27 protein-coding genes are annotated in these 21,599 nt (G+C 63.6%); 25 read left to right on the top strand and 2 right to left on the bottom strand.

The window, feature by feature from the left end:
* Positions 1 to 95: 95 nt before the first annotated feature.
* Positions 96 to 593: a 2TM domain-containing protein gene (locus ALC15_RS23680; protein WP_244486228.1), complete on the bottom strand. Its 498-nt coding sequence runs from the start codon at positions 591 to 593 to the stop codon at positions 96 to 98.
* A gap of 750 nt (positions 594 to 1,343) precedes the next feature.
* On the bottom strand, positions 1,344 to 1,568 hold the full coding sequence (locus ALC15_RS45520) for a hypothetical protein (protein WP_128089571.1): 225 nt from the start codon (positions 1,566 to 1,568) through the stop codon (positions 1,344 to 1,346).
* A gap of 136 nt (positions 1,569 to 1,704) precedes the next feature.
* Between ALC15_RS45520 and ALC15_RS23675 the strand changes: the two genes are divergently transcribed.
* From ALC15_RS23675 to ALC15_RS23550, 25 genes are all read left to right on the top strand, one after another.
* Positions 1,705 to 3,018, top strand: a complete 1,314-nt coding sequence (locus ALC15_RS23675; protein ID WP_050629346.1) for a phage major capsid protein — start codon at positions 1,705 to 1,707, stop codon at positions 3,016 to 3,018.
* 98 nt (positions 3,019 to 3,116) lie between these two features.
* Complete coding sequence (locus tag ALC15_RS23670) at positions 3,117 to 3,566, top strand: hypothetical protein (protein WP_050629345.1); 450 nt, start codon at positions 3,117 to 3,119, stop codon at positions 3,564 to 3,566.
* A gap of 66 nt (positions 3,567 to 3,632) precedes the next feature.
* Positions 3,633 to 4,253 (top strand): head-tail connector protein, encoded by a 621-nt coding sequence (locus ALC15_RS23665; RefSeq protein ID WP_050629344.1) that lies wholly within the window; start codon positions 3,633 to 3,635, stop codon positions 4,251 to 4,253.
* Entirely contained in the window at positions 4,253 to 4,612 is a 360-nt protein-coding gene (locus ALC15_RS23660) for a phage fiber-tail adaptor protein (RefSeq protein WP_050629343.1), read from the top strand. Before ALC15_RS23665 ends, ALC15_RS23660 begins: the two co-directional genes overlap by 1 nt.
* Before the next feature lie 7 nt (positions 4,613 to 4,619).
* Entirely contained in the window at positions 4,620 to 5,015 is a 396-nt protein-coding gene (locus ALC15_RS23655; RefSeq protein ID WP_050629342.1) for a hypothetical protein, read from the top strand.
* Positions 5,012 to 5,404, top strand: coding sequence for a hypothetical protein (locus ALC15_RS23650; RefSeq protein ID WP_244486227.1), 393 nt, complete (start codon positions 5,012 to 5,014; stop codon positions 5,402 to 5,404). The genes ALC15_RS23655 and ALC15_RS23650 overlap by 4 nt, the downstream gene beginning before the upstream one ends.
* Positions 5,388 to 5,678, top strand: coding sequence for a hypothetical protein (locus ALC15_RS23645; RefSeq protein WP_050629341.1), 291 nt, complete (start codon positions 5,388 to 5,390; stop codon positions 5,676 to 5,678). The genes ALC15_RS23650 and ALC15_RS23645 overlap by 17 nt, the downstream gene beginning before the upstream one ends.
* A complete protein-coding gene (locus ALC15_RS23640) occupies positions 5,678 to 6,163 on the top strand; it encodes a hypothetical protein (protein WP_050629340.1) in 486 nt (161 codons plus the stop codon). The genes ALC15_RS23645 and ALC15_RS23640 overlap by 1 nt, the downstream gene beginning before the upstream one ends.
* Entirely contained in the window at positions 6,156 to 6,611 is a 456-nt protein-coding gene (locus ALC15_RS23635; protein WP_050629339.1) for a hypothetical protein, read from the top strand. The genes ALC15_RS23640 and ALC15_RS23635 overlap by 8 nt, the downstream gene beginning before the upstream one ends.
* Positions 6,612 to 6,633: 22 nt before the next feature.
* Entirely contained in the window at positions 6,634 to 7,851 is a 1,218-nt protein-coding gene (locus ALC15_RS23630) for a phage tail tube protein (RefSeq protein ID WP_050629338.1), read from the top strand.
* A 108-nt stretch (positions 7,852 to 7,959) separates the two neighbouring features.
* On the top strand, positions 7,960 to 8,421 hold the full coding sequence (locus ALC15_RS23625) for a hypothetical protein (RefSeq protein ID WP_128089570.1): 462 nt from the start codon (positions 7,960 to 7,962) through the stop codon (positions 8,419 to 8,421).
* A complete protein-coding gene (locus tag ALC15_RS23620) occupies positions 8,418 to 8,783 on the top strand; it encodes a phage tail assembly chaperone (protein ID WP_050629336.1) in 366 nt (121 codons plus the stop codon). Before ALC15_RS23625 ends, ALC15_RS23620 begins: the two co-directional genes overlap by 4 nt.
* Positions 8,784 to 9,359: 576 nt before the next feature.
* The gene (locus ALC15_RS23610; protein WP_210168601.1) at positions 9,360 to 10,991 is read left to right on the top strand and encodes a hypothetical protein; all 1,632 of its coding nucleotides are present in this window, start codon (positions 9,360 to 9,362) and stop codon (positions 10,989 to 10,991) included.
* Between the two features lie 3 nt (positions 10,992 to 10,994).
* Positions 10,995 to 11,366: a hypothetical protein gene (locus tag ALC15_RS23605; protein WP_050629333.1), complete on the top strand. Its 372-nt coding sequence runs from the start codon at positions 10,995 to 10,997 to the stop codon at positions 11,364 to 11,366.
* 2 nt (positions 11,367 to 11,368) lie between these two features.
* The gene (locus ALC15_RS23600; protein ID WP_050629332.1) at positions 11,369 to 11,893 is read left to right on the top strand and encodes a DUF1833 family protein; all 525 of its coding nucleotides are present in this window, start codon (positions 11,369 to 11,371) and stop codon (positions 11,891 to 11,893) included.
* The gene (locus tag ALC15_RS23595; protein ID WP_050629331.1) at positions 11,890 to 12,315 is read left to right on the top strand and encodes a hypothetical protein; all 426 of its coding nucleotides are present in this window, start codon (positions 11,890 to 11,892) and stop codon (positions 12,313 to 12,315) included. Before ALC15_RS23600 ends, ALC15_RS23595 begins: the two co-directional genes overlap by 4 nt.
* Entirely contained in the window at positions 12,300 to 15,806 is a 3,507-nt protein-coding gene (locus ALC15_RS23590) for a host specificity factor TipJ family phage tail protein (RefSeq protein ID WP_094194058.1), read from the top strand. The genes ALC15_RS23595 and ALC15_RS23590 overlap by 16 nt, the downstream gene beginning before the upstream one ends.
* Positions 15,803 to 16,231, top strand: coding sequence for a hypothetical protein (locus tag ALC15_RS23585; protein ID WP_050629329.1), 429 nt, complete (start codon positions 15,803 to 15,805; stop codon positions 16,229 to 16,231). The genes ALC15_RS23590 and ALC15_RS23585 overlap by 4 nt, the downstream gene beginning before the upstream one ends.
* Positions 16,231 to 16,668 carry a hypothetical protein gene (locus ALC15_RS23580; protein WP_050629328.1) on the top strand — a complete coding sequence of 146 codons (438 nt, stop codon included), beginning with the start codon at positions 16,231 to 16,233 and terminating at the stop codon, positions 16,666 to 16,668. Before ALC15_RS23585 ends, ALC15_RS23580 begins: the two co-directional genes overlap by 1 nt.
* Positions 16,668 to 17,072 (top strand): hypothetical protein, encoded by a 405-nt coding sequence (locus tag ALC15_RS23575; RefSeq protein WP_050629327.1) that lies wholly within the window; start codon positions 16,668 to 16,670, stop codon positions 17,070 to 17,072. Before ALC15_RS23580 ends, ALC15_RS23575 begins: the two co-directional genes overlap by 1 nt.
* Positions 17,069 to 17,617, top strand: a complete 549-nt coding sequence (locus tag ALC15_RS23570; protein ID WP_050629326.1) for a hypothetical protein — start codon at positions 17,069 to 17,071, stop codon at positions 17,615 to 17,617. Before ALC15_RS23575 ends, ALC15_RS23570 begins: the two co-directional genes overlap by 4 nt.
* The gene (locus ALC15_RS23565) at positions 17,614 to 17,985 is read left to right on the top strand and encodes a hypothetical protein (RefSeq protein ID WP_050629325.1); all 372 of its coding nucleotides are present in this window, start codon (positions 17,614 to 17,616) and stop codon (positions 17,983 to 17,985) included. The genes ALC15_RS23570 and ALC15_RS23565 overlap by 4 nt, the downstream gene beginning before the upstream one ends.
* A 3-nt stretch (positions 17,986 to 17,988) precedes the next feature.
* Positions 17,989 to 19,851: a hypothetical protein gene (locus ALC15_RS23560; protein WP_050629324.1), complete on the top strand. Its 1,863-nt coding sequence runs from the start codon at positions 17,989 to 17,991 to the stop codon at positions 19,849 to 19,851.
* Between the two features lie 4 nt (positions 19,852 to 19,855).
* On the top strand, positions 19,856 to 20,215 hold the full coding sequence (locus tag ALC15_RS23555) for a hypothetical protein (protein ID WP_050629323.1): 360 nt from the start codon (positions 19,856 to 19,858) through the stop codon (positions 20,213 to 20,215).
* 42 nt (positions 20,216 to 20,257) lie between these two features.
* Positions 20,258 to 21,511, top strand: a complete 1,254-nt coding sequence (locus ALC15_RS23550) for a hypothetical protein (RefSeq protein WP_050629322.1) — start codon at positions 20,258 to 20,260, stop codon at positions 21,509 to 21,511.
* Positions 21,512 to 21,599 lie beyond the last annotated feature (88 nt).

Raw genomic sequence — 21,599 nt, 5'->3', positions numbered from 1 at the left:
TAAGCGGACGTCGCCTGACCGGTCGAGAATGTCCGCAAATGACCCGTTGCGGAAGCTAAGGCATGCGATCAGCCTCCTCCGCTTTGAACGAGGCCTCACAGCTTCCTGCCAAGCTGCTTCTCGACCTGGCGACGTTCCCAGTCACCGTTGAGGAATGGAACTCTGTCGAACACTCTTAGGCCGTGAGCCAAAACACCGGTCCCCCAACCAAACGCAACCCAGAGAAACCACCAATAATGGTGATAGGTAGCAGCATTGATCACGCCGAGGATTGCGGTAACGACTAAAAATTGCGCTAGATGAACGTAAAAGCCTTTGATGCGGCGTGCGCGTGCTAAGGCCAGCGCCTCTTCTGGACTTACGCTGGAGATTGCCATCGGGTTCATGTCCGGCTCCTTCAGGGTTGAAAAATCAACCTCGAATACGGCCCCCAATGCCTTCAGCGTTTCGTTGCTTGCTGATTGGCCACGCTCCAGCCGTTGAATGGTCCGAACACTTAAGCCGCTTATTTCGGCCAATTGTTCCTGAGACCATCCCCTTTGCAGCCGAAGTTTTTGGATAATCATCTGACCGTCTCGAAGATTGATTGCCAAAGCCTGACCTTAGCGCGACGTGTTGACCACGACAGCAACCCGCCACGAACCTGACTTTCACCCGGCAGCCGATGCCTAGCATGCGATTTATGGAGCGTTACGATGAATTTCCACTTGTGGCCCTTAGCTGACCATCGCTCAGAGCCCTCCAACGTCCGCTTTCGGGAGGTGAGCCGACCCGGATCGGGCGGGCCGCCATGGTTGGCTTGTGACCCAATCCGGACGAGGGCGCGGAAGTTCGTAAATCGTTCGCAGTTCTCCACTCGTTCTCATTAGGCGCCCGGCGCTGGCCTGTTTCCGACGCTGGTGGCCTAGTTGGAAAATCGCAGTGGCCTGAATTGGTTGGGCGGTGTTCTCAGTAGGACTACCGACCCCATGCAGGGTCTTGGGCATAACGTGTTTTTATAGGACGGCAAACTCGTTCCCTACGTGGTTCTCCGTAAGGAATGGCCCGGGGTTTCCTGACCGATGGCACAGATTACACTAGATGGCCGAGTTCCCCGAGCGTAGGGTTCCAGCTCAACGCAGGGGTTGCGTCATGGGCAATGACTCAATGACATACTTGAAAGCGTTCGGTCTGAGCCCGGTCGTTATCCTCGGCATAGCGATGTACGTGCAGTAGCGCGAACCTGGCCCGCAACGCGCCAAGCGGGCTGGTAGATGGTCCCAGCAACAAGCCTTCCCCCTACACAGGCCCCCAAAGTTGCTGGGGCCGCTTAAACAAGAGGCCGCCTGAGTTGGCGGCCTCTTTCATTCCTCATCTAGCGTTTGCAGCCGAAAGCGTTCGGTCGGCTTCACTAGACGCTTTTTCTGGCGCTTCACGTAGTCCTCTAGCGCCTCCAACATCGTCTCATCGGGCTCCCGCGATGTTGCCTGCTGGCCCTTAGCGGAATGGCGCTCTGATGTTTGGAACGTCGGCTTATTAGAGAAGACCGGACGTCTGTCCGGCTGATCTATTTTCAGCCCTTGATTCATTGTCCGCAGCCGCAAGGCCGCTTTTTCCCTTTTTAGTTCCTGAGTTGCTCGACCCGCGCCGTCGCCTGGACAGCGGGAACGCGGGCTATTTCTCCCGTCCAGGCAAACCACCTAACCAACCAGGAGTCACGGATCCATGCGAGTGGACATCAAGCAGCTGCGCCAAGCCCGCGCCAATAAGGCAAAGGACGGCAAAACCGCGCTCGAGCAGCTCAATACGCTGCAGGGCAAGGCAACCCTGACCGACGCCGAGACCGCGCAGGTCGGCGAGCTCGAGACCAAGGTCGACGCGCTCGAGGCAGAGGTCGCCGAGCTCGACAAGCAGATCGCAGCCGAAGAAAAGAAGCTGCGCCGCACGGCGCTGTTTGGCTCCTCGACCGCGCTCGGCGGTCCGGCGCTGGCGACCGTCGTGAACGACATCAACCCGGAGCGGACCGGCGGTTTCCGTAGCGTCGCGGAATTTGCGGTTTCCGTCCGGACCGCGATGACCGGCGGCGGCCTCGATCCGCGTCTCGGCGCGGCGCCGACCAATTTCCAGCAGAACCAGGGCGGCAGCGGCGAGGGCTTCCTGGTGCCGACCGAGTATCGCGAACAGATCTGGGCGCTCGTTTTCGACGACCAGAACCTGCTCGGTTTCTGCAATCCGGAGCCGACGCAGGGCAACTCGATCGCGATCGCAAAGGACGAGACCACGCCTTGGGGCGCCTCCGGCGTCCAGGCGCGCTGGCGCTCGGAGGGCACGCAGATGATCGCGGACAAGGCCGCGATGACCGGCGAGATCATCCAGCTGCATGAGCTCTACGCCTTCGTGCTGGCCTCGCAGGAGGTCCTCGACGATGCGCCGCGGCTGCAGAACCGGATCTTCAACCAGGCCGCCAACGCGATCCGCTGGAAGGCGTTCGAGGCGGTCATGACTGGCGACGGCAAGGGCAAGCCGCTCGGCTTCATGAACGCGCCGGCGCTGGTGACCGTCGCAAAGGAAGGCGGGCAGGCGGCCGATACGATCACGGTCCCCAACGTCCTCAAGATGTATTCGCGCCTGCTGCGGATGGGCGGCCGGCCGATGTGGCTTGCCAATTCCGACACGCTGCCGCAGCTCGGCCAGCTGACGATCGGAAACGTGCCGGCCTGGCTGCCGCTGAATCAGCCGCTCGCCGGCGCGCCGGACGGTGGCGTCTTCCTCGGCCGCCCGCTGATCTTCAACGAGCATAGCGCGACGCTCGGCGATCTCGGCGACCTGACCTGCGTCGACCTGTCGGGCTATGCGCTTGCGACCAAGTCCGGCGGCGGCATCGATTTCGCCGCCTCGATCCATCTGTTTTTTGACTACAACCTGGCGGCCTTCCGCTGGATCTTCCGGATGGGCGGACAGCCTTATCTGTCGGCGCCGGTCGCGCCGGCCAAGGGGCCGAATACCAAATCCCATTTCGTCGCGCTCGAGGCGCGCTGATCGAGCTCGAGCTCGTCAGACGATAACGGCGCGCCGGCCTGACCTGGCCGGCGCGAGTAACGGCCCGTTTCCTGTTTCCCGAAACCATGAGGGTACAAATGCACACCAACCTTAAACCGTCGCAGCGCGTCAGCGTCGTCGACTCGATCAACCCGCAATCGGCTGCCGCCGTGGTGACCACGGGCTGGATCGATGCCGGCAAGTTCCACAACTATATGGCCGTCATCTCGGTCGGCGCGCTCGGCGCCGCGGCGACCGTCGACGCCAAGATCCAGCAGGCGACCTCGGTCGCGGGCGCCGGCGCAAAGGACATCGTCGGCAAGGCGATCACACAGCTGACGAAAGCCGGCGCCGACGATAACAAGCAGGTCCTGGTCAACCTCAAGCAGGAGGACCTCGACATCAATAACGGCTTCGGCTTTTTCCAGGTGTCGGTGACGCCGGCCGTCGCCGCGAGCCTGGTCGGCTGTTCCGTGCTGGGCTTCGATGCGCGGTACGGTTTCGCAACCGACAACGATGCGGCAACCGTCGACGAGGTCGTCGGCTGATCCAGCCTCGCGCCTCGGCTGCACCAGGCCGAGGCGCCTTTCCCTTTCCCGGCAGGGCTTCCCGACATGCTCCGCATCTCTCAGCGTTCGGCGGGCTATCCCGTCACTCTCGACGAGGCCAAGGCGCAGCTGCGCGTCTCGAGCACGAAAAACGACGCTCTGATCTCCGGCCTGATCGGCGCGGCGACGGGGCACTGTGAGGCCTTGGTCCAGCGCGCATTTGTGCCGCGGACGTTCCAATGGGTGCTGCCGTGCTGGCGTCCTGTGATCGAGATCCCGATCGCGCCGGTCACGCATGATGCAGTCCATTCGATCAAGTATGTCGATTGGGCGACCGAGACGCAGCAGACGCTCGATCCGGCGACTTATGTCGTGCAAACCGCCGGCGATAGCGTGCGCATCTTTCCGAAATTCGGCATGTCCTGGCCGCTCGCCTTCTCGCATGCGCCGGAGCCGATCGTCATCGAATTCGACGCCGGGTACGAGGATATCGACGACCTGCCGGCGGTCGTCAAAACCTGCGTCATGCTGCAGATCCGGCATCTCTACAGCGTCGGCGAGACAAATCCCGCCCTGGTGCGCGATCTCGTCATAGGCGTCAGCGACAAGGCCTGGCAGCTGTCGCCGGACGTCAAAACGCTGATCCCTGACGCGGTCACGCTGCTGATGCTTTCGGAGGTCTGGTGATGGCCGATCGCATCCTCAAGGCGCCGCGCAACGCGCGGACGCTGCTGTTCTGGCCTGCCAAGGCGCCGGAGGAGGTCGTCGAGCGCGGTTTCGATTGGTCCGACGTCCTGCTCTCGGCGGCCGAGCTCGCGCGCCTGGCGGCCGGCGAGGACGTGACGCCGGCGGACGGCATCAAGACCTCGAGCTATGTGCTGCCGCAGGGGATCGTCGCGAGCGCCTCGAGCAGTTCGGCGATCGCTGCGCTGGTGATGCTGACCGGCGGCGAGCTCGGCAGGGTTTACAGCATCACAAACCGGATCGAGACCGCGACCGGGCAGCAGCTCGAGCGCGTCGTCAAGCTGCGCATCCGCGCAAAATGAGCCTGCGATGGACCGCGTCACGGCGCTGGTCGCGATCGCGCATCTGAAATTGCGGCTCGAGCTGCTCGAGCGGCATCCGCAGATCCTGGAGGGAATCGACATGATCGATATCAAACGGCCGATCGAGCTCGCCGGCATGCGCTCGCGCCTGGCGCGGGCAAAGAAGCTCGAGGAGGGAATCGCCTTCACGGGCAAGCGCTATGACCAGGTCATGGATGCGATCGACGAGCAGCATACCGCGCTGCAGGGGCACGTCGGCCAGCTCGAGAACGAGTCGGCGCAGCTTGGTCAGGTGCTGCGCAGCATGGTCGCGGGGGACAACGGCGCCCCAAACGATGGCGAGGCCGGCTCGAGCGGCTCCGAGGTCGGCCAGGTCATCACCAGCAAGGTTGACGGCCAGTGACGTCGGACGAGTCCCTAGACCAGCATATCCGCGCGCTCGAGGAGAACGGCGAGACCGTCCTGGTCCGCCGTTACGCCGGCGTCGGGCCGGCGCGCGCGGTCGCGAAAGAGGCGGCCGTCCTGGCGAAGGTGAAGGGCTATCAGCCGGCCGAGCTCGTCGGCGAGATCCGGCAGGGCGATCGGCATGTCATCCTGTTGAATGATCCCTCGGCGCCGGTGCCGGCGGGCAAGGTGGCCTTGTCGACCATGCTGCCGCTGACGGATCGCGATTTCCTGGTGATCGCCGGCGCGAGGTCAGCATCAAGGGCGTCGACGACGCGACGAGGCGGATGCAGGGGCAGGTCATCGCATTCGAGCTGCAGGTCCGGGGCTGATGGGCAAGGTGTTTGACGAGGCCGACTATCAGCGAAAGCTCGACGCCGCGCGCAATGGCATCTCGACCAGCGAGGAAGCCCGATTTGTCATCACGGGCGACCTGGCCGGCCTCAATGCTCGCAAGGCGTTTCAGGAGGCAAAAGAGCGGGCGCTGTTGAAAGCGCGCAAAAAGATGCTCGATCGGATCAACCAGGAACAGGCCGACCACGCGCTCAACGATCTCGTTCCGACCGAGGTCGAGGAGATTGTCACCGGGCCGCATGACGAGATCGCCTCGGTCGACAGTTGATGCGCATCGTTTTCCGATATCTGGCGATGCAGGACGTCGTCGATTTCGCGCTCGAGACACTGCGGCAGCGCTCGCCGGTCGGTTCGGTCGGAGATCCGCATCCTGGTCTCTACCGTGACAGCCACATGGTTTTTCTAAATGGCCATGTCGTCAGCGACGTTTCGGCGTTCCGGCGCGGTGACCAGATCAACATTTCCAACCCGGTCCCTTACGCCCGCAAGATCGAGATCGGCCGGATGAAAATGAAGGTCGCGCCGAAGATCTATCAAGAGACCGCGCTGATCGTCGCCGCGCGATACGGCAACCGCGCCGCGGTCAAGTTCACCTTCATGCCGGTCCGGTTCGGCGATATCGCGGCATATGCCGCGTTTTCCAGGCAGATCAAGGCCGGCCGGCGCCGCATGTCCGACAAGGCGCGGCAGGCCTGGCTGGTGCGTCAGCCGGCCCTCGAGATCCGCGCACGCTGGAGGTTATCCCATGGCTGACTATGCCGGCGCCGTCGCAGCGATGCGCGCGCGCTATGAAGCTGGCTTCAACGCCGCGCCGAGCTCGTTCCAGAATGAAGATCCGCCGCAGCTGCCCTGGCCGCCGCAGGGGCAGCCCTGGTGCTATTTCGAGGTGATCGAGACGCTGCGGCGAAAGCGCGGCGTCGGCACGCCGGGCAACCAGACCTGGCTGATAACCGGCAACATCTTCGTGCATGTGTTTGTGCCGAAGGGCTACGGGTTCGCCGCGCATCTCGCGCTCGCCGGCCAGGCGGGCGACCTGTTCAAGGATGCGACGTTCTACAACGCCGAGCCTGGCGCATGTGTGCGCTGCTGGGGCGAGAACGGCGAAGGGCCGACCGTCCAGGGCGGCGATAGCGCATCCGACGACGGCAACTGGTTCGGCGCCGTCGTCGTGATTCCGTTCCAGTTCTTTTTCATCGGCTGATCCAAACAGGAGACTGATCGCAATGGTCTATCAAAGCAATTCCGCTGGCCGCATCGCCTATAAGGCGCAGGCCGGTCTCGGCCAGATCGCTGCCGGCGGCGCTGGCGCTACCGTCCTGCCGATCTCCGGCGGTCCGGGCGCCAAGCTGTCGAAAGCCGCTACGGAATCGCAGACGATCCGTAACGACGGCATGTCGATCCGCGGCCGTCACGGCACGCAGAAAACCTCGTCGAGCTACAACGCGGAAATGTGGCTCGGATCTCATGACGCGATCGTCGAGGCGATCATGCGCGGCACTTGGGATGCGACCCCGTTTAGCAAGACGCAGGCCGATTTCACTGGATTGACGACGGTCGCGGACGGCATCGTTTTTGAAACCGGCTCGCCGATCGACATGGGTTTCAAGGTCGGCGATATCATCCGCGCGGCCAATCTGCCAGACGCCGGCAACAACGGCCGCAATTTGCGGATCTCGGCGCTCTCGTCGACCAAGATCACGGTGCCGGAGACGCTGACCGTCAACGCTACGCCAGATACGAATTGCACGATCACGCGGCCGGGCAAGCGGTTGACCAACCCGGCGGCGCTGGTCCGGCGCTATTTCGGGCTCGAGGAATTCGAGAGTGACATCGGCAAGGCGACCGTCCTCGACGATTTCGTCTGGGGCACGGGCAAATTTTCGATGGCGCCGAATGGGATCATCACGTTCGATCCGGGCGGCATCGGGACCGGCAAGATCCGGCCGCTCGATGCCGCATACTTCACCAACCCGGCGGCGGCGCCGGGGACGCCGTTCGCTGTTGTCGACGCGACGATCCGCCTCGGCGGCGTCGACCTGGTCGAGCTGACCTCTTTCGATGTGTCGCTCGATATCCAGCCGACCGCGCCGGATACGTTCGGCTCCGGCAACATCAAATATGCGCCTGACGTGTTCACGGGGCCGCTGCGGGTTGGGCTCAACCTGACCATGCTGCGCAAAGATCTGCAGCTGCTCGCCGATTTCGTCGCCGAAACGCAGTATTCGCTCAACATCCTGGCCGTCGACAATATGAGCGAGCCGAAAGACTTCATGTCGATCACGGTGCCGAATTTCACGCTCGGCGGCGTCGATCCCTCGGCGCTGTCCAAGCAGGGCGGCGGGCGCACGCAGACGATCACGGTCCCGCCGGCGCTGGTCGGCATCGATTCCTCGGCGACCGGCAATAACAGCATGATCTCGTTCCAGACCACTGCAGCGTAGCGTCTGAGTGATCGGCGCCGACCATAGGCCGATGGAATGTTCTCGCGAGAACCGGCCGCAGGGTTGTCGGACCCTGCGGCCAACCTTTCCGACAAAAGGCAACCGACAATGACTGAATCAACTGCAACCCTCGACCTCTCCGCCCATTTGCCCGTCGACACGTTCCGGCTGCAGATCCGCAAGCCCGGAACGGATACGCCGATCGGCTGGGCGATCGATCTCGCCGGTCCCGCGCATCCGCAGACAATTGCGCTCAACAATGAATCGACCCGCGACGCGATCGAGAAGGAAAAGGCGATCGAGTTCGCGCAGGTCAACGGCCGCAAGTGGAAAACCGAGGATGAGACCGTCGCCGATCGGCGCCGGCAGAACGTGACCAAGGTCTGCCGGCGGATCGTCGGATGGTCGCCAAATCCGACGTTCAAGATCGTTTCGCCCGATCCGATCCCGTTCTCGATCGAGAACGCCGTCGAGCTGTTCCTGCGGCCGGAGCTCGGCAGCTTTTTCGTCCAGGTGACCGACTATCTGACGAGCGAGCGGGCTTTTACGAGGCCCTCAAGTCAGACTTGAGGGCATTCGCCGAGCGCAGCTTTCTGCTGTCCTCGAGGGCCGGCGATGCCGGCGAGACCTATCGCCAGGTCCTCGAGGGCCTGGTCCAGCGCACGCGAGATCCGAAGCGCAAGGCCGAGCGGGAAGCGATCCTAACGGTCCCGCCGATTCCGCGGGCGCTGAGTTACCTCTGGCGGATCTATGACCGGCTGCGCCGGCGCAAGGGCGGCAACGGTTTCGCGCTGTCGCCGATCGAATGGCAGGACATCGACGCTTTCCTGCGTCGGACGCAAACCGACCTGGCTCCCTGGGAGCTCGAGATCCTCGAAATGCTCGATGATCTCTATCTGGTCGATTACTCAAAGCTGCAAACGGAGGAGTGATGGCCGACCAGGTCGTGACCGAGCTCGTCATCGATGCGAACACGCAGGGCGCATCCGATTACGAGCGGGCGATGGATAGCGCCGCCGGCGCAGCGCAGCGCGGCACGGACGCGGCGACCGATTTTAACGTCGGTCTGATCGCGCTCGGCGCCGGCGCGTGGCTGCTGCTGCCACGGTCAATAAGGCGCTGGACTATATCGTCAGTTTTAACAAGTCGCTGGCCGATATGGGAACGCTCGCCGACCGTGTCGGCCTGTCGCTCAAGGATTTGCAGGGTATCCAGTTCGGCGGCCAGATCGCCGGCCTGACCGAGAGCCAGGTCAACGCGGGGCTAGAGAAATCCTCGCAGCTGCTCAACGATGCGCAGCGCAATGCTAATTCGCTGTCGAAAGAGTTCGACGCGAACGGCATCAGCCTGCGCAATGCAAACGGGCAGCTGATTAGCCAGAATCAGCTGCTGCAGATCTCGGCCGACCTGGTCAGCCGCGCGCGCAATCCGCAGGATGCGACCGCGATCGCGCAGATGCTCGGCTTTACCAAGGAATGGGTGCCGCTGCTGCAGCAAGCGCCGGCGCAATGGCGGATCTCGGCAACCAGGCGCAGGCCGCCGGCGCCGTTATCGACGACGAGACTGTTAAACGGGCCGCAGATTTTGATGCGGAGTGGCGCAAGAGCTCGGTGGAATGGTCGCTCTACATGAAAGAGGCGGCGGCGAGCCTGCTGCCGGTCATGGATGATCTGATCGAGCGGGCGGCGAAATTCTTCAAGTCGCTGGACCGTGACTCGATCGAGAAGGCAGCAAACGAGCAGCTCACCGCCTTGTCTAACAGCGTCGGCGGTCCCAACGCGGATCAAACGGTCGGGCTTAGGATCGATATCACGCCGGAAGCCAAGCAGGCGGTTGACGAGCTCTCGAATGCGGGCTCGCTGTGGGACGGTTGGGTCAAGCTGCTCGGCGTCGTAGCTGCCAACCAGCCGTTAGCGAAATTTAGATCTCTCTCACCGGATGAGGTCAAATGGTACGCCGGCACGGGCGCCTCGATCACTGACACGAGCACGGCGCAAAGCGATTGGGCCTGGCAGAACCAGGCGGCATCGCTCAAGTCGATGCAGGCAGGCCTGACTGGCCTGCAATTCGGTTCGCGGTCCAACGTCGCGAGCAAAGACACGGCGGAAGATCCGGTAGATCGGGCGATCAACTCACTGCGCAAGCATACCGAGGTTCAGGAGGCCGATACGAGGGCGGTCGGGCTGGGCGATGCCGCGCTCGCCGCTTTCCGCGCGACGGCCGCCGAGACGTCCGCGGTCCAGGCCAATGGCGGCAAGGAAACCGCCGCGCAGACCGCGCGGTTCGCCGAGCTGCGCGATCGAGCCGCTGCCGCTGCCGACGCTCTGGCGCGGGCCAAGGTGGGCTCGCAGATCGATTTCAACAGCAAGACGGCGTTCCTGTCGTCCGACGATGTTGCGATCGCCTCGCAGCTCAAGGGTATCTATGGGAACGACGTGCCGGCGGCTTTGGACAGCAGCTATGCGGCGGCGATCCGCACCAACAGCGCCTTTAAGGGGATCTCGTCCTCGATCGAGGGCGACCTGGTCAACGGCCTGACCGACATCACGACCGGCGCCAAGTCGGCCGGGCAGGGTTTTACCGACATGTCGAATGCGATCGTCAAGGCGATCGAGCAGATGATTATCAAGATCACGATCGTCGAGCCGCTGATGCGGTCGCTGCAGATGGCATCGTCTGGCCTCGGCGGCTTTTCGTTCGGCGGTATCGGCGGGGGCGCAACGTCGTCGACGGGCTTTAGCGGCGGTATCGGCGGGCTCTATCACACGGGCGGCATCATCGGCTCGGAGCCGACGTCAATGCGCTACGTCCACGGCGCCTATTTTGACGACGCGCCGCGTTTCCACACGGGCGGCATCGCAGGAAACGAGGTCCCGATCATCGCGCAGCGCGGCGAGGGCGTCTTTACGCCGGGCCAGATGGCTGCGCTCGGCGCCAGCGCCGGCGGCGGCCGATCGCCGCAGGTCACGATCAACAATTACACGGATGCGTCGCCGGCGGTCGAGCAGGCGCCGAACGGCGACATCACTGTAACGCTGCGCAAGATGGTCGACGGCGCGGTCGGCGACTCGCTGTCGACTGGGACCGGCCGGCGTGTCCTCGGCGGCCAGTACGGCCTGAAACCGTTCACGGGGCAGTAAACAATGGCTTTGCCGGCATTCCCAATTGCAAACGCCGTCATCCTCAAAGACGGGTTCGGCCTGCAGCGCATGCGCGATCCGATCGCGACCGACATGGAGCAGGGCAACGTCCGGCAACGGCCGCGGCCTGGCGACAATGTCGGCGCGGTGACGCAGACGGTTCGTTTCTATGCGGCCGACTACGATACGTTTGTCGAGTGGGTAAAGACGACGCTCAACCTCGGAACGGCGCGTTTCACCATTGATGTTTGGCTCGGCACGTCTCTCGCGAACAAGGTCTGCCAGTTCGTCAAGCCGGGGACCAGCCTGGTCGCGAGCTGGCCGAATCCGGACCAGGTCGACGTCCGGATGACCTTGCGTGTTTACGACGTCTAGCCATGCCGACGCACAATGAAGCGCTGATCGAGGCCTATGCCTCCTGTCCGCCTAGCGCGCGGATCTATTACACGCTCGAGCTCTGGCAGTCGTCATTCGACCAGCCGGCGCGGGTTGTCGCCAATGTCGGCGACGATATGACCTTTGGGCTCGAGGTCGGCGCGCCGCGCAACGGCGGCGAGACCGTGACCTTTATCGCATGTCCTTTCGAGGCCGCCTATCCGGAGCAAAAGGAAGGCCAGCCGCCGTCGACGACGATCAAGATCGACAACGTCAATCGCGAGCTGGTGCCGAAGATCCGCGCGGCGCAGGGGACGCGCGAATATATTCAGGTCCTGTATCGCGAATATCTCGGCAGCGACCTGACCGAGCCGGCCTATGGGCCAATCGAATTCGAGCTGCGCAGCGTCCAGATGGTCGGGGCATCGCTGACCGGAACGGTCATGGTCAAAAATCTGCAGAACAAGCGGTTTCCGCGCCTCACACGGAATTACGACTATATCCAGTTTCCGAGCCTGCTGCCGTGACGCGATCCGAATTCCTCGCACCGCTGATCGGCGAGCCGTGGGCGTGGCAGGCTCGCAACTGCTGGGATTTCGCCTGCCATGTGCAGCGCGAGCTGTTCGGCCGGATGCTGCCACAAATCTCGGTGCCGGCTGATTTCAGCCGGCGCTGGGTGCTCGAGGAGTTCGCCGGCCATCCGGAGCGCGCGCGCTGGCGCCAGGTGCCGGACGGTCCTAGCGGACTGGTGATGGCCGCTGACGGCGCGCTGGCCCTGATGGCCCACGCGCGGTTTCCCGCGCATATCGGCGTTTGGCTGCGCCAGGAGGGCCGGGTGATCCACTGCGATAGCCACGCGGGCGTTGCCTGCGAAACCGTCCTGGCTCTGCGCCAGGTGGGTTGGAAAAACCTCATGTTCTTTGAGCCGGTGACATGCACGGATCTGTGAAGCGATTGCCCAAGCCGCAGGCGAGCTCGCCGGAGCGTCCGCGAGCTCGTCGCGAGCGGCGCAGCGACGCCGCGCGTCAGCCGGTGCTGCATCTGGTGATGCCTGGCCTCGAGGTCGACCGCGCCGAGCCGCGGCCGCGGGAAACCGTCGCGGCCTTCCTGCGCCGCACGGGCTGGGCCGTGCGCGATCGGGATTTCGGCTGGCAGTTCAAGAAAGGCCTGCCGACCGTGCTCGAGATCAACGGCGAGGCCGTGCTGCGCAGGGATTGGCAGTCGCGGCGCATCGGGCCGGCCGACGCGGTTCGCTTCACGTCCTATCCGCTCGGCGGCCAGGGCGGCGGCAACGCTGCCAAACAGATCATCGGTCTGGTCGCGCTCGTCGCGGTCTCGGCCTTCGCGATCTGGGCCGGGCCTGCGCTGTTCGGCGCCGGCACGTTTGGCGCGCTCGCGACGACGGCCGCGATCGGCATCGGCGGCTCGCTCCTGGTCAACGCCCTGGTTGCGCCGAAGGCCGGCGCGACCAATACGCCGACCGCAACGCAGGACCAGATTTACTCGGTCGCCGCGCAGGGCAATGTCGCCAAGCTCGGCCAGCCTTTACCGGTCTGGTATGGCCGCGTGAAGGACTATCCGGATTTTGCGGCGACGCCCTGGGGCGAGTTCGTTGCCAACGATCAATATCTCAATGTGCTGCTGTCGCCGACCATGGGCAGCATGCAATACGAGGCCGTCTATATCGACGATACCGTGTTTTGGGACGCGACCAACGGGATCGCGGCGGCTTTCAGCGATGCGCAGATCGCGTTCTATGAGCCTGGCAGCCCGGTCACGCTGTTTCCGACCAACGTGGACCAGTCGGCCGAGGTCAGCGGCCAGCAGCTTCCCTCGGGATCTGGAACGTCGGGCGGCCAGTATGATTCAAACGGCCTTCCGTTCGGTGCCTCGGCGCGCACGCCTGGCGCCTGGATTGGACCGTTCGCGGCCAACCCGGCGGGAACGCTGGCGCAATCGCTCGCGGTCGATTTCGTCTTTGCGGCCGGCTGCTACACGGTCAACGGCAAGGATGGCTCTATCGGCTATTCTAACGTCGGCCTGACCGCTGAATATGCAACCTGCGACAACGCCGGCGCGCAGACCGGGCCGTTTAATCCGCTGTTCTCTATCGTGCGGCAGTACGCCTCGCAGGCGCCGGTCCGTGACAGCGTCAAGGTCGACGTTGCGCCTGGCCGCTACCTGGTCCGCTTTCGCCGCGAGGATGCCGAGCTCGCCGGCACTGCCGGCAGTAACTCCGTGCTCTGGGCCGGCCTGCGGTCGTTCCTAAAGGGCAACAATTCGTTTGCTGACGTCTCGACGATCGCGATCCGGTTGAAGGCGTCGCAGTCGACGCAGGGCTCCTATAAGTTCGGCGTCCTCGGCACGCGCAAGGTCCCGGTTTGGAACGGCGCGGCCTTCGTGACGCAGGCGACCCGTAACCCGGCTTGGGCGTTTCTCGACGCCGTCACCAGCGGGCAGTATGGCTCGGGCCTCTCGATCGCCAAGGTCGATTTCAATGCCGTTGTAAATCATGCGGCCGGCTGCGATGCGCGCGGCGACACGTTCGATTATCGCTTTGCGACGGCCGTCGCCGTGCCTGATGCCCTAAACAAGATCCTGGCGCCGTCGCGAGCGCAGCATTTCTGGCTCGGCGATACCGTGTCGATCGTCCGCGACGAGTGGCGCGACGTGCCGACCATGCTCCTGACCGATCGCGAGATCGTGCGGGATTCGATGCAGGTCAGTTTCACCATGCTGGGCGAGGAAGATCCCGACGCCGTCGTGGTCGAGTATGTCGACGAGCAGACCTGGAGGCCGGCGCAGGTGCAGTATCCGCCGGACAGCGACGCATTCACGTCGGTCAATGCCGAGACCAAGCGTGTCGACGGCATCGTCAACCGTGACCAGGCGTTCCGGGAATGCGCGTTCTACTATCTGCAATCGATCTATCGGCGCGAAAACGTCGCGCTCGGCTCGGAGTATGAGGGCAGGGCGATCACGCGCGGATCTGTGGTCCGGGTGCAATCCGACCTGCCGGAAAATTATGGCTATGGTGGCGCCGTCGTCGGCGTCGCCGGCGCGACGCTGGCGCTCAACCCGGCGCCGATCTGGGATAGCGGGCCGTTCTATATCCGCCTGCGGAAGCCTAACGGAAAATTCTTTGGTCCGGTCCTTTGCAGCCGCGGCGTCGACGACGGGCATGCCGTTCTTGATGCGGCGAGCCTGGCAGCCGCGCAGGCCGCGCAGGCGACGACGCTGGCCGTCGTCCTGGCGCGCGAGGATGGTGCGGAGTATCCGTCGTTTGACCTCGGCACGGGCGTGAGCCAATCGCGCCTGTGCGTGGTCCTGGATGGCTCGCCGAATGGCGACCAGTTCACGGTCAACATGGTGGTTGATGACCAGCGGGTTCATGCGACGGATCTCGGCAATCCGCCGGTGCTGCCGAGCGCGCAGTATCCGTCAAACGACAAGGTCCCGCTGGTGTTCGGCCTCAATGCCTACATCAGCCAGGGCACGGCCGAGCCGCGGCTGTTCGCGAGCTGGTTTCCGACCGCAGGCGCGATCTACTACGTCGCCGGCGTCTCCTATGACGAGGGCAAGAATTGGACGCAGGTCTATGAGGCGGCCGAAAACCAATTCGATACGGTCGTCAGCCTGGCGGCGGTCCGCCTCCGTGTCCAGGCGGTCAATGCGACCATGCGCGGCGCCTATTCGACCGTCGACCTCGAGGCGCCGACGGTCAAGCTGTCGCCTGGGATGGTCACGCTCGAGTCCTTCAACGCGGCCTTGAAAAAACAGGTCACGGATATCGAGAGCCAGAATAACGACGAGATCAATGCCGCGCTGCAGGCGACTACAGCGGCTATTGCCAACCAGGACGCGCGCAACTGGCTCGACAAAAAGTCGATCAAGGCGGAAATGACAGCCCGCGTCGGGGCGGCGTTCGCCCAGATCGCGACGGTCCAGACCGTCGCGGTCGACGCGCAGCAGGCCGTCGCGGATCTCAGCACGTCGGTTTCTGCACAATTCGGCGACGTCAATGCCTCGATCACTGAGCAGTCGACGGCGATCGCGCAGCTCGACGGATACGCCGCCGCGGCCTGGTCGCTGACGCTCAACGTCAACGGCTATGTGACCGGAATTCAGCTGGTCAACGGCGGATCTGGTGCGTCGGCCTTTACGGTCGTCGCGGACAAGTTCCAGATCCAGCTGCCGGGTTACAATGGCAACGTGCCGAAGTCGGTCTTTACGATCGGCACGATCGGCGGCGTCGCCTCGATCGGCATCACGGCGAATATGTACCTCGACGGCGTCCTGACGGCGCGCATGATGAATATCGGGGTGTTGAGCGCGATCACGGCCAACGTCGGCACGCTGACGGCAGGCGTCATTCAAAGCACGTCAGGCCTGATGGTCATCAACCTGACGGCCGGCACGATCACGATTTCCGACTCGTGACCAAGCGCATCTATATCGCCGTGGACCGCGTCACGGTTTCAAAGCCGGGCTATGACGCCGAGAATCCGCCGGCCGTCGACTACAAATACCTGTCGCTGGATTCTCGTCTGAACCAGGGCAGGCCGCTCGAGGTCGGGCTGTTTCCGAGCGTCGTGTTTGGCGGCGGCAAGGTCTTTTACTCGACGACTTATCCGCATCCGCCGGCGATCGACATCGTCGCTTATAGCATCTCAGCTGGTGTTGCGCTGTACTCGAAGGCGATGGTTTGCCGGGATGCGAATTCGAGCATCGCTTACCAGCGCTCGAGCTGGGTGCCGATCCTCTACAGGGATGGCTTTCTGATCTCGGACGATTGGCAATACAGGCGCTCGCGCGTCATGGGAACGGGCGTCAACCTCTATTATATCGCCTGGCAGGTCTGGTGATGGCGCGGCGCTTTCACGCGGGCCTGAATTCGTTTTTAGGTGCCTATGGCGTCTGGCTGTCGCGGCCTGGCGTCGACGTGCTGTCGACCTCGAGCAATGCCGACTTTTTGCTGCGATCGGAAACCAAGAATGACCAGATCGTCATGTCGGGGTCGATCTATCTGCCGATCAACAGCGGCGACCAGAACATTCCCTATCCGGCAACGTTCACCAGAACGCCCTATGTCTGGTTCGAGGCCTATATCGACGGCGGCGTGGTCGCGTACCCCTACAACCAGGGCATGGCTGCGCGCGACATCACGGTCAGCGGCATCCTGACCTATGAGGTCGGGATCGGCCTCAAGTTCTCAAACGACAAAATCACGATCAACAACAGCAATGCGGATTATAACTTTTACGTGGATTACATGATCTTTCATCGGAGCCTCGGACTCTGATGGTCAAGCGTGTTTTGATCCAGTCCGGCGCCGGCGCCGCAATGAGCGTAAGCCTGCCGGGCGTCGACGTTACGGCGGCGAATATCGACCAGATGGTTTTCGATTCACGCTGGTCGGGGCATCAGTTCTACGCCTCTGGCATCCTCGATAGTTCGCAAGACTCCGTCGCAACGTTCTTCTTTCCGTCGACGCTTGACGCCGTGCCGTTCCTGGCCGGCTACACTGACACAAACATCACGCTTAGCCCTGGCACTCAGTATCTGGGCTTTACCAATTTCCGCGGCAACAGCTCCGACTATTGGAACTATGCGCAGGTCACGACCTCGTCGCTGCAGTTCCGGTTCAAGTTCGGCAACCAGGTCGGCCGGCTGTACTACGCACTTTTCAGGAGGATCGCAGGATGACGGGGGTAACGCTCGACGCGGCTTGGGCTGTCGCTGGCTACATGCCAGCCGGCGTTGACGGGCAGGCGACCGCCGCGGCGCCGTCCGTTGTCGAAGATCCGGCGCCGGCGAGCAGGCCGCAAGTGATCGTGCGGCATGACGACAACGGCTTGATTACGGCGGTCACGCTGCAGGTCGAGATTGGAATGGACGTGCTGTCGGAGCGATACGCGGAGATGGGCATCCCGCACATTCTCTATGACGGCGAGGTCGACATCGCCGACGCCTGGGTGAAGGACGGCCAGATAGTGCCGAAACTCGACGTCGAGATCTCCGGCGAGCTCCGGTCGGTCAAGGCAGACGGCGAGGATCTGCTCGAGCTCACGGTTTCGCCGGCGGAGTTCGATGCGACCGTCGCGCTAGACGGCGCGTTGGTTCACACCGAGCATGTGGCCGATGGAAGGCTCGAGTTCGCGGTCGATCATCCAGGCAGCTACTCGATTTTTGTCGTGCCGGCGCATCCGTATCGTGCCAAGCGGCTGGACGTCGAGGCGATCGCGCCATGAGGGTGAGCGTTGTCGAGGTCAAGCGGAAGCGCGTCGAGGCGACCGTCAACCAGCGTTACATGGTCGACGGCCACGACATCGCGCACGATCGCAAGCGCACGCTGGCCGCGGCCGTCGCGGCCGGCGCCGAGCCGTCCGCCGAATTCGCCGCGGCGGCGGCCGTCGAGGGCGTCACGCCGCAGGCGCTGGCGCAGACGATCCTGGCAAAGCCGGATGAGCTGATGACCAAGGAAAACAAGCGGCGATCCATGGTCGTCCGAACGCGCGCGGCCAAGACGGTCGCCGAGCTCGAGGCGATCCAGGCCGAGGCCGATGCGGCGGCGTCGCCGCCGGCGACGTCTCGCATCTTTTTGCAGGAAGGACCGTAGCCGATGACGGCGATCACTAGCTATTCAACCGGGACGATCTCCGTCGCGGCGAACGGGACGGCCGTCACTGGCGTCGGAACGATCTGGTCCGGGACCAACGTGCGGCCTGGCGATATCCTGCAGATCGGCAATTTTCAGACGATCATCACGGACGTCACTGATCCGACGCATCTCGTCATCCCGCCATGGGGCGGCGGCGCGCAGGCCGGCGTCGCCTATGTCGTCTGGAAAGTATCGCAGCAGCGCATCGCCGGCGCGCAGGCAATGGCCGATGTTTCGGCGCTCGTCGCGGCGCTGAATACGACCGGCTTCTTTTGGTTCGTCGACGTGTCGCTCGCGGCGCCTGATCCCTCGCTCGGCTCGGACGGCCAGTATGCGCTGCAGCCGACGACCGGGAAAATGTGGGTTCATGCCGCCGGCGTCTGGACCTATCTCGGGATCTACAAGGGCTTCAGCTTTCGCGGGGCCTACGACAACGCGGCCGTCTATTCGGTCGGAGACGTGCAGACGACCGCGGGAACGTCCTATGTCTGGATCAACCCGGCGCCGGGATCGGGGCATCCTGCGCCGGATGCGAATTACTGGCAGGTTTTGGCGGCCAAGGGCGACAAGGGCGATACCGGCGCCGTGCCGTGGAGCAACGCGACGACCTGGGCGACGGGGACGAATTACGTCGCCGCGCCGCCGGCGTCGGTCGTCGTGCATCCGATCAACAAAAACCTCTATGTGTGTATCGTTCCGCATCTGTCGGGGAATTTTGCAACCGACCTTGCCGCAGGCAAATGGCTGCTCATTAGTCAGAGCGCGACGGAGGCGGCCAGCGGCACCGCGCTCGCGATCGGCGTCGGAACGAGAGTGTTCTCGGCCGTTACAGGCTTTTCCTACCAGAACGGCGTTCGCCTGCGTGCATCGTCAAATGGCTCGCCTACCAACTGGATGGAGGGTGTTTGCCTCTACGATCCTGCGGCGCAGATCATCACCATGACGGTCGACAAGACCGGCGGCGCCGGCACCTTTGGAGATTGGAATTTCAACCGCGTCGGTCAGCCCGGCGCGGGTGATCTGACGTCCAGTCTCAACCTCTCGGAGCTGACGAACAAGCCTGCGGCGCTAGTCAATCTTGGCGTCCCTGGTGTGCTTGCTGGCTATCTGTCCGGCCTCAAGATCACTTCGCCGGGTGCGGTTTCGTCGTTTAGCGTCAGTCCTGGCGTTGCCTGCGACCGAAACGCGGCAGATATGATTATCCTCAGCGCTGGACTGACCAAAACCAGCGCGGCGTTTGCGGCTGGCAACAATCAAGGTTGTCTCGACACCGGCGCGCTTGCCAACGGCTTCTACCATGTCTTCGTAATCAGGAATCCAACAGGTAGTGGCTCAGTCGACATTCTCATGTCGAAAAGCGCGACCGCGCCGTGGTTGCCAAACGGATACACGTTGTTCCGGCGTATCGGAGCGGTTTGGTACAATTCCGGCGGCCTTTTCTCGCAGCTCTTGCAACGCGGTCGGGAATTCTTTTGGCCCGGTTCGGCGATGGACTATGGCACGACCACTCTTGGACCGACGCTGACGACGTTCGCACTGGCAAGCGTTCCTTCCGGGATTCAGGTGTTAGCGCTCGTCAACATCATCGGGTGGAGCACGGCGCAAAATACAATGTGGTGGACGCACGAAGTCGGCATAACCGACAACGGGCCTGGCTACGGTGTCGGCGGCAACGGTTTGGAAGTAACGACCGTGACATCCGGTAACGTCGCCGATTTGCGCGTGTGGACGAACACGTCGGCGCAGATTTGCGCGCGATCGACCACAGCCAACACCACGTATCGTTGCTTTACGCGCGGCTGGTTTGATCCATTGGAGGGTTGATCGTATGGGATTTGTAGAACGAAACAGTGCAGGCGCGATTGTCGGATGGTTTCGCTGCGAGCAGCCTGACCTGGCGCTCGAGGAGGTTGCCGACGATGATCCGACCGTCGTCGCGTTCCTTGCGTCGCCGGCGCCGGTGCCGGCCTCCTGCACCAAGCTCGGACTGAAACGGGCTTACGACGAGCTCGGCAGTTGGGCGATCGTCAGGGCCGCGATCGCGGCGGACGCGGCCGTCCAGGAGGAATGGGATCTCGCGACCGAGCTCCGGCGTACAGATCCTTTGGTGCAACGCATGATTACTGCGCTCGGCCTCTCTGACGCGCAAGTCGACTTGCTCCTCATTCGCGCAAACGCCCTGGTCTGACCGGGCCGCGCTCCTCCTTTCCATCACAAAAGGACTATCACGATGACCAGCGCAGTCATTTCTGCGAGCGCTATCGATTTGCATGGGATCTCCCGCGCGGCGTTTGACTTGATCGTCAGCGCCGAGGTCACCAGCGAGGCGTTCTATAACAAGCGTTACCGGGCCGTCCTCGAGCACCCGAGCGACAACTCGGGGCCGACCGGCGCGATCGGGTACGATTTCGGAACGCAAACCGCAGCGCAGATCCGCGCCGATTGGCGCGGGCGCGTGAACGACGCAATGCTTAAGGTCCTGGTCGGCGCTGCCGGCCTGCGCGGCGACAAGGCTGCCGCCTATTGTCGCAAGACGCGGGGAATGATCGATATCCCGTGGGACGTCGCGCTCGAGGTGTTCTCGGACCATGACATCCCGCGTTATCTGGCGATCTGCCGGCGGCTGCTGCCTGGTCTCGACGAGCTCTCGCCGGATTGCGTCGGCGTCGTCCTCTCGATCGCCTTTAACCGCGATGCCTCTGGCTTCAACAAGCCGGGGCCGCGCTGGTCGGAGATGCGGCAGATCAAGGCGGCGATCGGCAGCGGCGAGCTCGCCAAGATTCCTGGCCTGATTCGATCGATGAAACGGCTCTGGCCTGACGAAAAGGGCCTGCGCATCCGCCGCGACGACGAGGCGGCGCTTTTCGAGCATGGCCTCGCCACGTCGCATCCGCATGAGCATGCGAAGCTCGCGGCGACGCCGGCGCCGGTTGATCCGGACGCCGTCGCCTATGTCCAGCGGCGGCTGCGCGAGCTCGGCTATTACGACGTCGGCCAAGTCGACGGCGAGCAATCGCCGCAGGGTCGGACCGAGGGAATGATCCTGGCCTATCGCAACGCGCGCGGCCTGCCGCTGACGCCTGACATCGACGACCAGCTGATCGCCGAGCTCGGCAAGCCGCAGGCGCCGCGCCAGGTGGCCGAGACGCGGGCAACTGCAACCGTCGAGGATCTGCGCGACGAGGGCTCGCAGACCATCGCGCTGACCGATCGCGCCAAGGGATGGGCCGGCAAGGTCTTCGGCGGTGCGTCAGGCCTCGGCGGCGCCGGCGTGCTGACCTGGATCACTGACAAGGCGACGCAGGTCTCGGCTGCAAAGGACGCGGTCGGCGGCCTCGGCCTGTCGTCGACGGCTATCGACGCGATCGTGATCGGCGTCGTCGCGCTGGTCGTCGTCGCCGGCGTCGGCGTCCTGGTCTGGTTTGTCGCCGACACGCTCGAGCGGCGCCGCCTCGCTGACTATCGCGCGGGGAAACACGCATGAGCTGGATCGTCGCAATCCTCATGCGCCTGGCCGGCGCCGCCGGCGTCAGCCTCTCGCCATTTGCCGCCGGCGCGTTGTTCGCCGGCGG

This window comes from Bradyrhizobium viridifuturi (assembly GCF_001238275.1).
GTDB classification, from domain to species: Bacteria; Pseudomonadota; Alphaproteobacteria; order Rhizobiales; family Xanthobacteraceae; genus Bradyrhizobium; species Bradyrhizobium viridifuturi.
Note: the sequence above shows the minus strand (reverse complement) of the source record. Positions and strands in the feature narration are given on the sequence as shown.

Coding starts and splice junctions, on each gene's coding strand:
- ALC15_RS23640 (WP_050629340.1), top strand. CDS start 5,678: ATGCGCATCGTTTTCCGATATCTGGCGATGCAGGACGTCGTCGATTTC.
- ALC15_RS45520 (WP_128089571.1), bottom strand. CDS start 1,568: ATGAATCAAGGGCTGAAAATAGATCAGCCGGACAGACGTCCGGTCTTC.
- ALC15_RS23580 (WP_050629328.1), top strand. CDS start 16,231: ATGGCGCGGCGCTTTCACGCGGGCCTGAATTCGTTTTTAGGTGCCTAT.
- ALC15_RS23550 (WP_050629322.1), top strand. CDS start 20,258: ATGACCAGCGCAGTCATTTCTGCGAGCGCTATCGATTTGCATGGGATC.
- ALC15_RS23600 (WP_050629332.1), top strand. CDS start 11,369: ATGCCGACGCACAATGAAGCGCTGATCGAGGCCTATGCCTCCTGTCCG.
- ALC15_RS23630 (WP_050629338.1), top strand. CDS start 6,634: ATGGTCTATCAAAGCAATTCCGCTGGCCGCATCGCCTATAAGGCGCAG.
- ALC15_RS23670 (WP_050629345.1), top strand. CDS start 3,117: ATGCACACCAACCTTAAACCGTCGCAGCGCGTCAGCGTCGTCGACTCG.
- ALC15_RS23605 (WP_050629333.1), top strand. CDS start 10,995: ATGGCTTTGCCGGCATTCCCAATTGCAAACGCCGTCATCCTCAAAGAC.
- ALC15_RS23575 (WP_050629327.1), top strand. CDS start 16,668: ATGGTCAAGCGTGTTTTGATCCAGTCCGGCGCCGGCGCCGCAATGAGC.
- ALC15_RS23560 (WP_050629324.1), top strand. CDS start 17,989: ATGACGGCGATCACTAGCTATTCAACCGGGACGATCTCCGTCGCGGCG.
- ALC15_RS23625 (WP_128089570.1), top strand. CDS start 7,960: ATGACTGAATCAACTGCAACCCTCGACCTCTCCGCCCATTTGCCCGTC.
- ALC15_RS23565 (WP_050629325.1), top strand. CDS start 17,614: ATGAGGGTGAGCGTTGTCGAGGTCAAGCGGAAGCGCGTCGAGGCGACC.
- ALC15_RS23610 (WP_210168601.1), top strand. CDS start 9,360: ATGGCGGATCTCGGCAACCAGGCGCAGGCCGCCGGCGCCGTTATCGAC.
- ALC15_RS23655 (WP_050629342.1), top strand. CDS start 4,620: ATGGACCGCGTCACGGCGCTGGTCGCGATCGCGCATCTGAAATTGCGG.
- ALC15_RS23570 (WP_050629326.1), top strand. CDS start 17,069: ATGACGGGGGTAACGCTCGACGCGGCTTGGGCTGTCGCTGGCTACATG.
- ALC15_RS23635 (WP_050629339.1), top strand. CDS start 6,156: ATGGCTGACTATGCCGGCGCCGTCGCAGCGATGCGCGCGCGCTATGAA.
- ALC15_RS23590 (WP_094194058.1), top strand. CDS start 12,300: ATGCACGGATCTGTGAAGCGATTGCCCAAGCCGCAGGCGAGCTCGCCG.
- ALC15_RS23645 (WP_050629341.1), top strand. CDS start 5,388: ATGGGCAAGGTGTTTGACGAGGCCGACTATCAGCGAAAGCTCGACGCC.
- ALC15_RS23660 (WP_050629343.1), top strand. CDS start 4,253: ATGGCCGATCGCATCCTCAAGGCGCCGCGCAACGCGCGGACGCTGCTG.
- ALC15_RS23675 (WP_050629346.1), top strand. CDS start 1,705: ATGCGAGTGGACATCAAGCAGCTGCGCCAAGCCCGCGCCAATAAGGCA.
- ALC15_RS23555 (WP_050629323.1), top strand. CDS start 19,856: ATGGGATTTGTAGAACGAAACAGTGCAGGCGCGATTGTCGGATGGTTT.
- ALC15_RS23665 (WP_050629344.1), top strand. CDS start 3,633: ATGCTCCGCATCTCTCAGCGTTCGGCGGGCTATCCCGTCACTCTCGAC.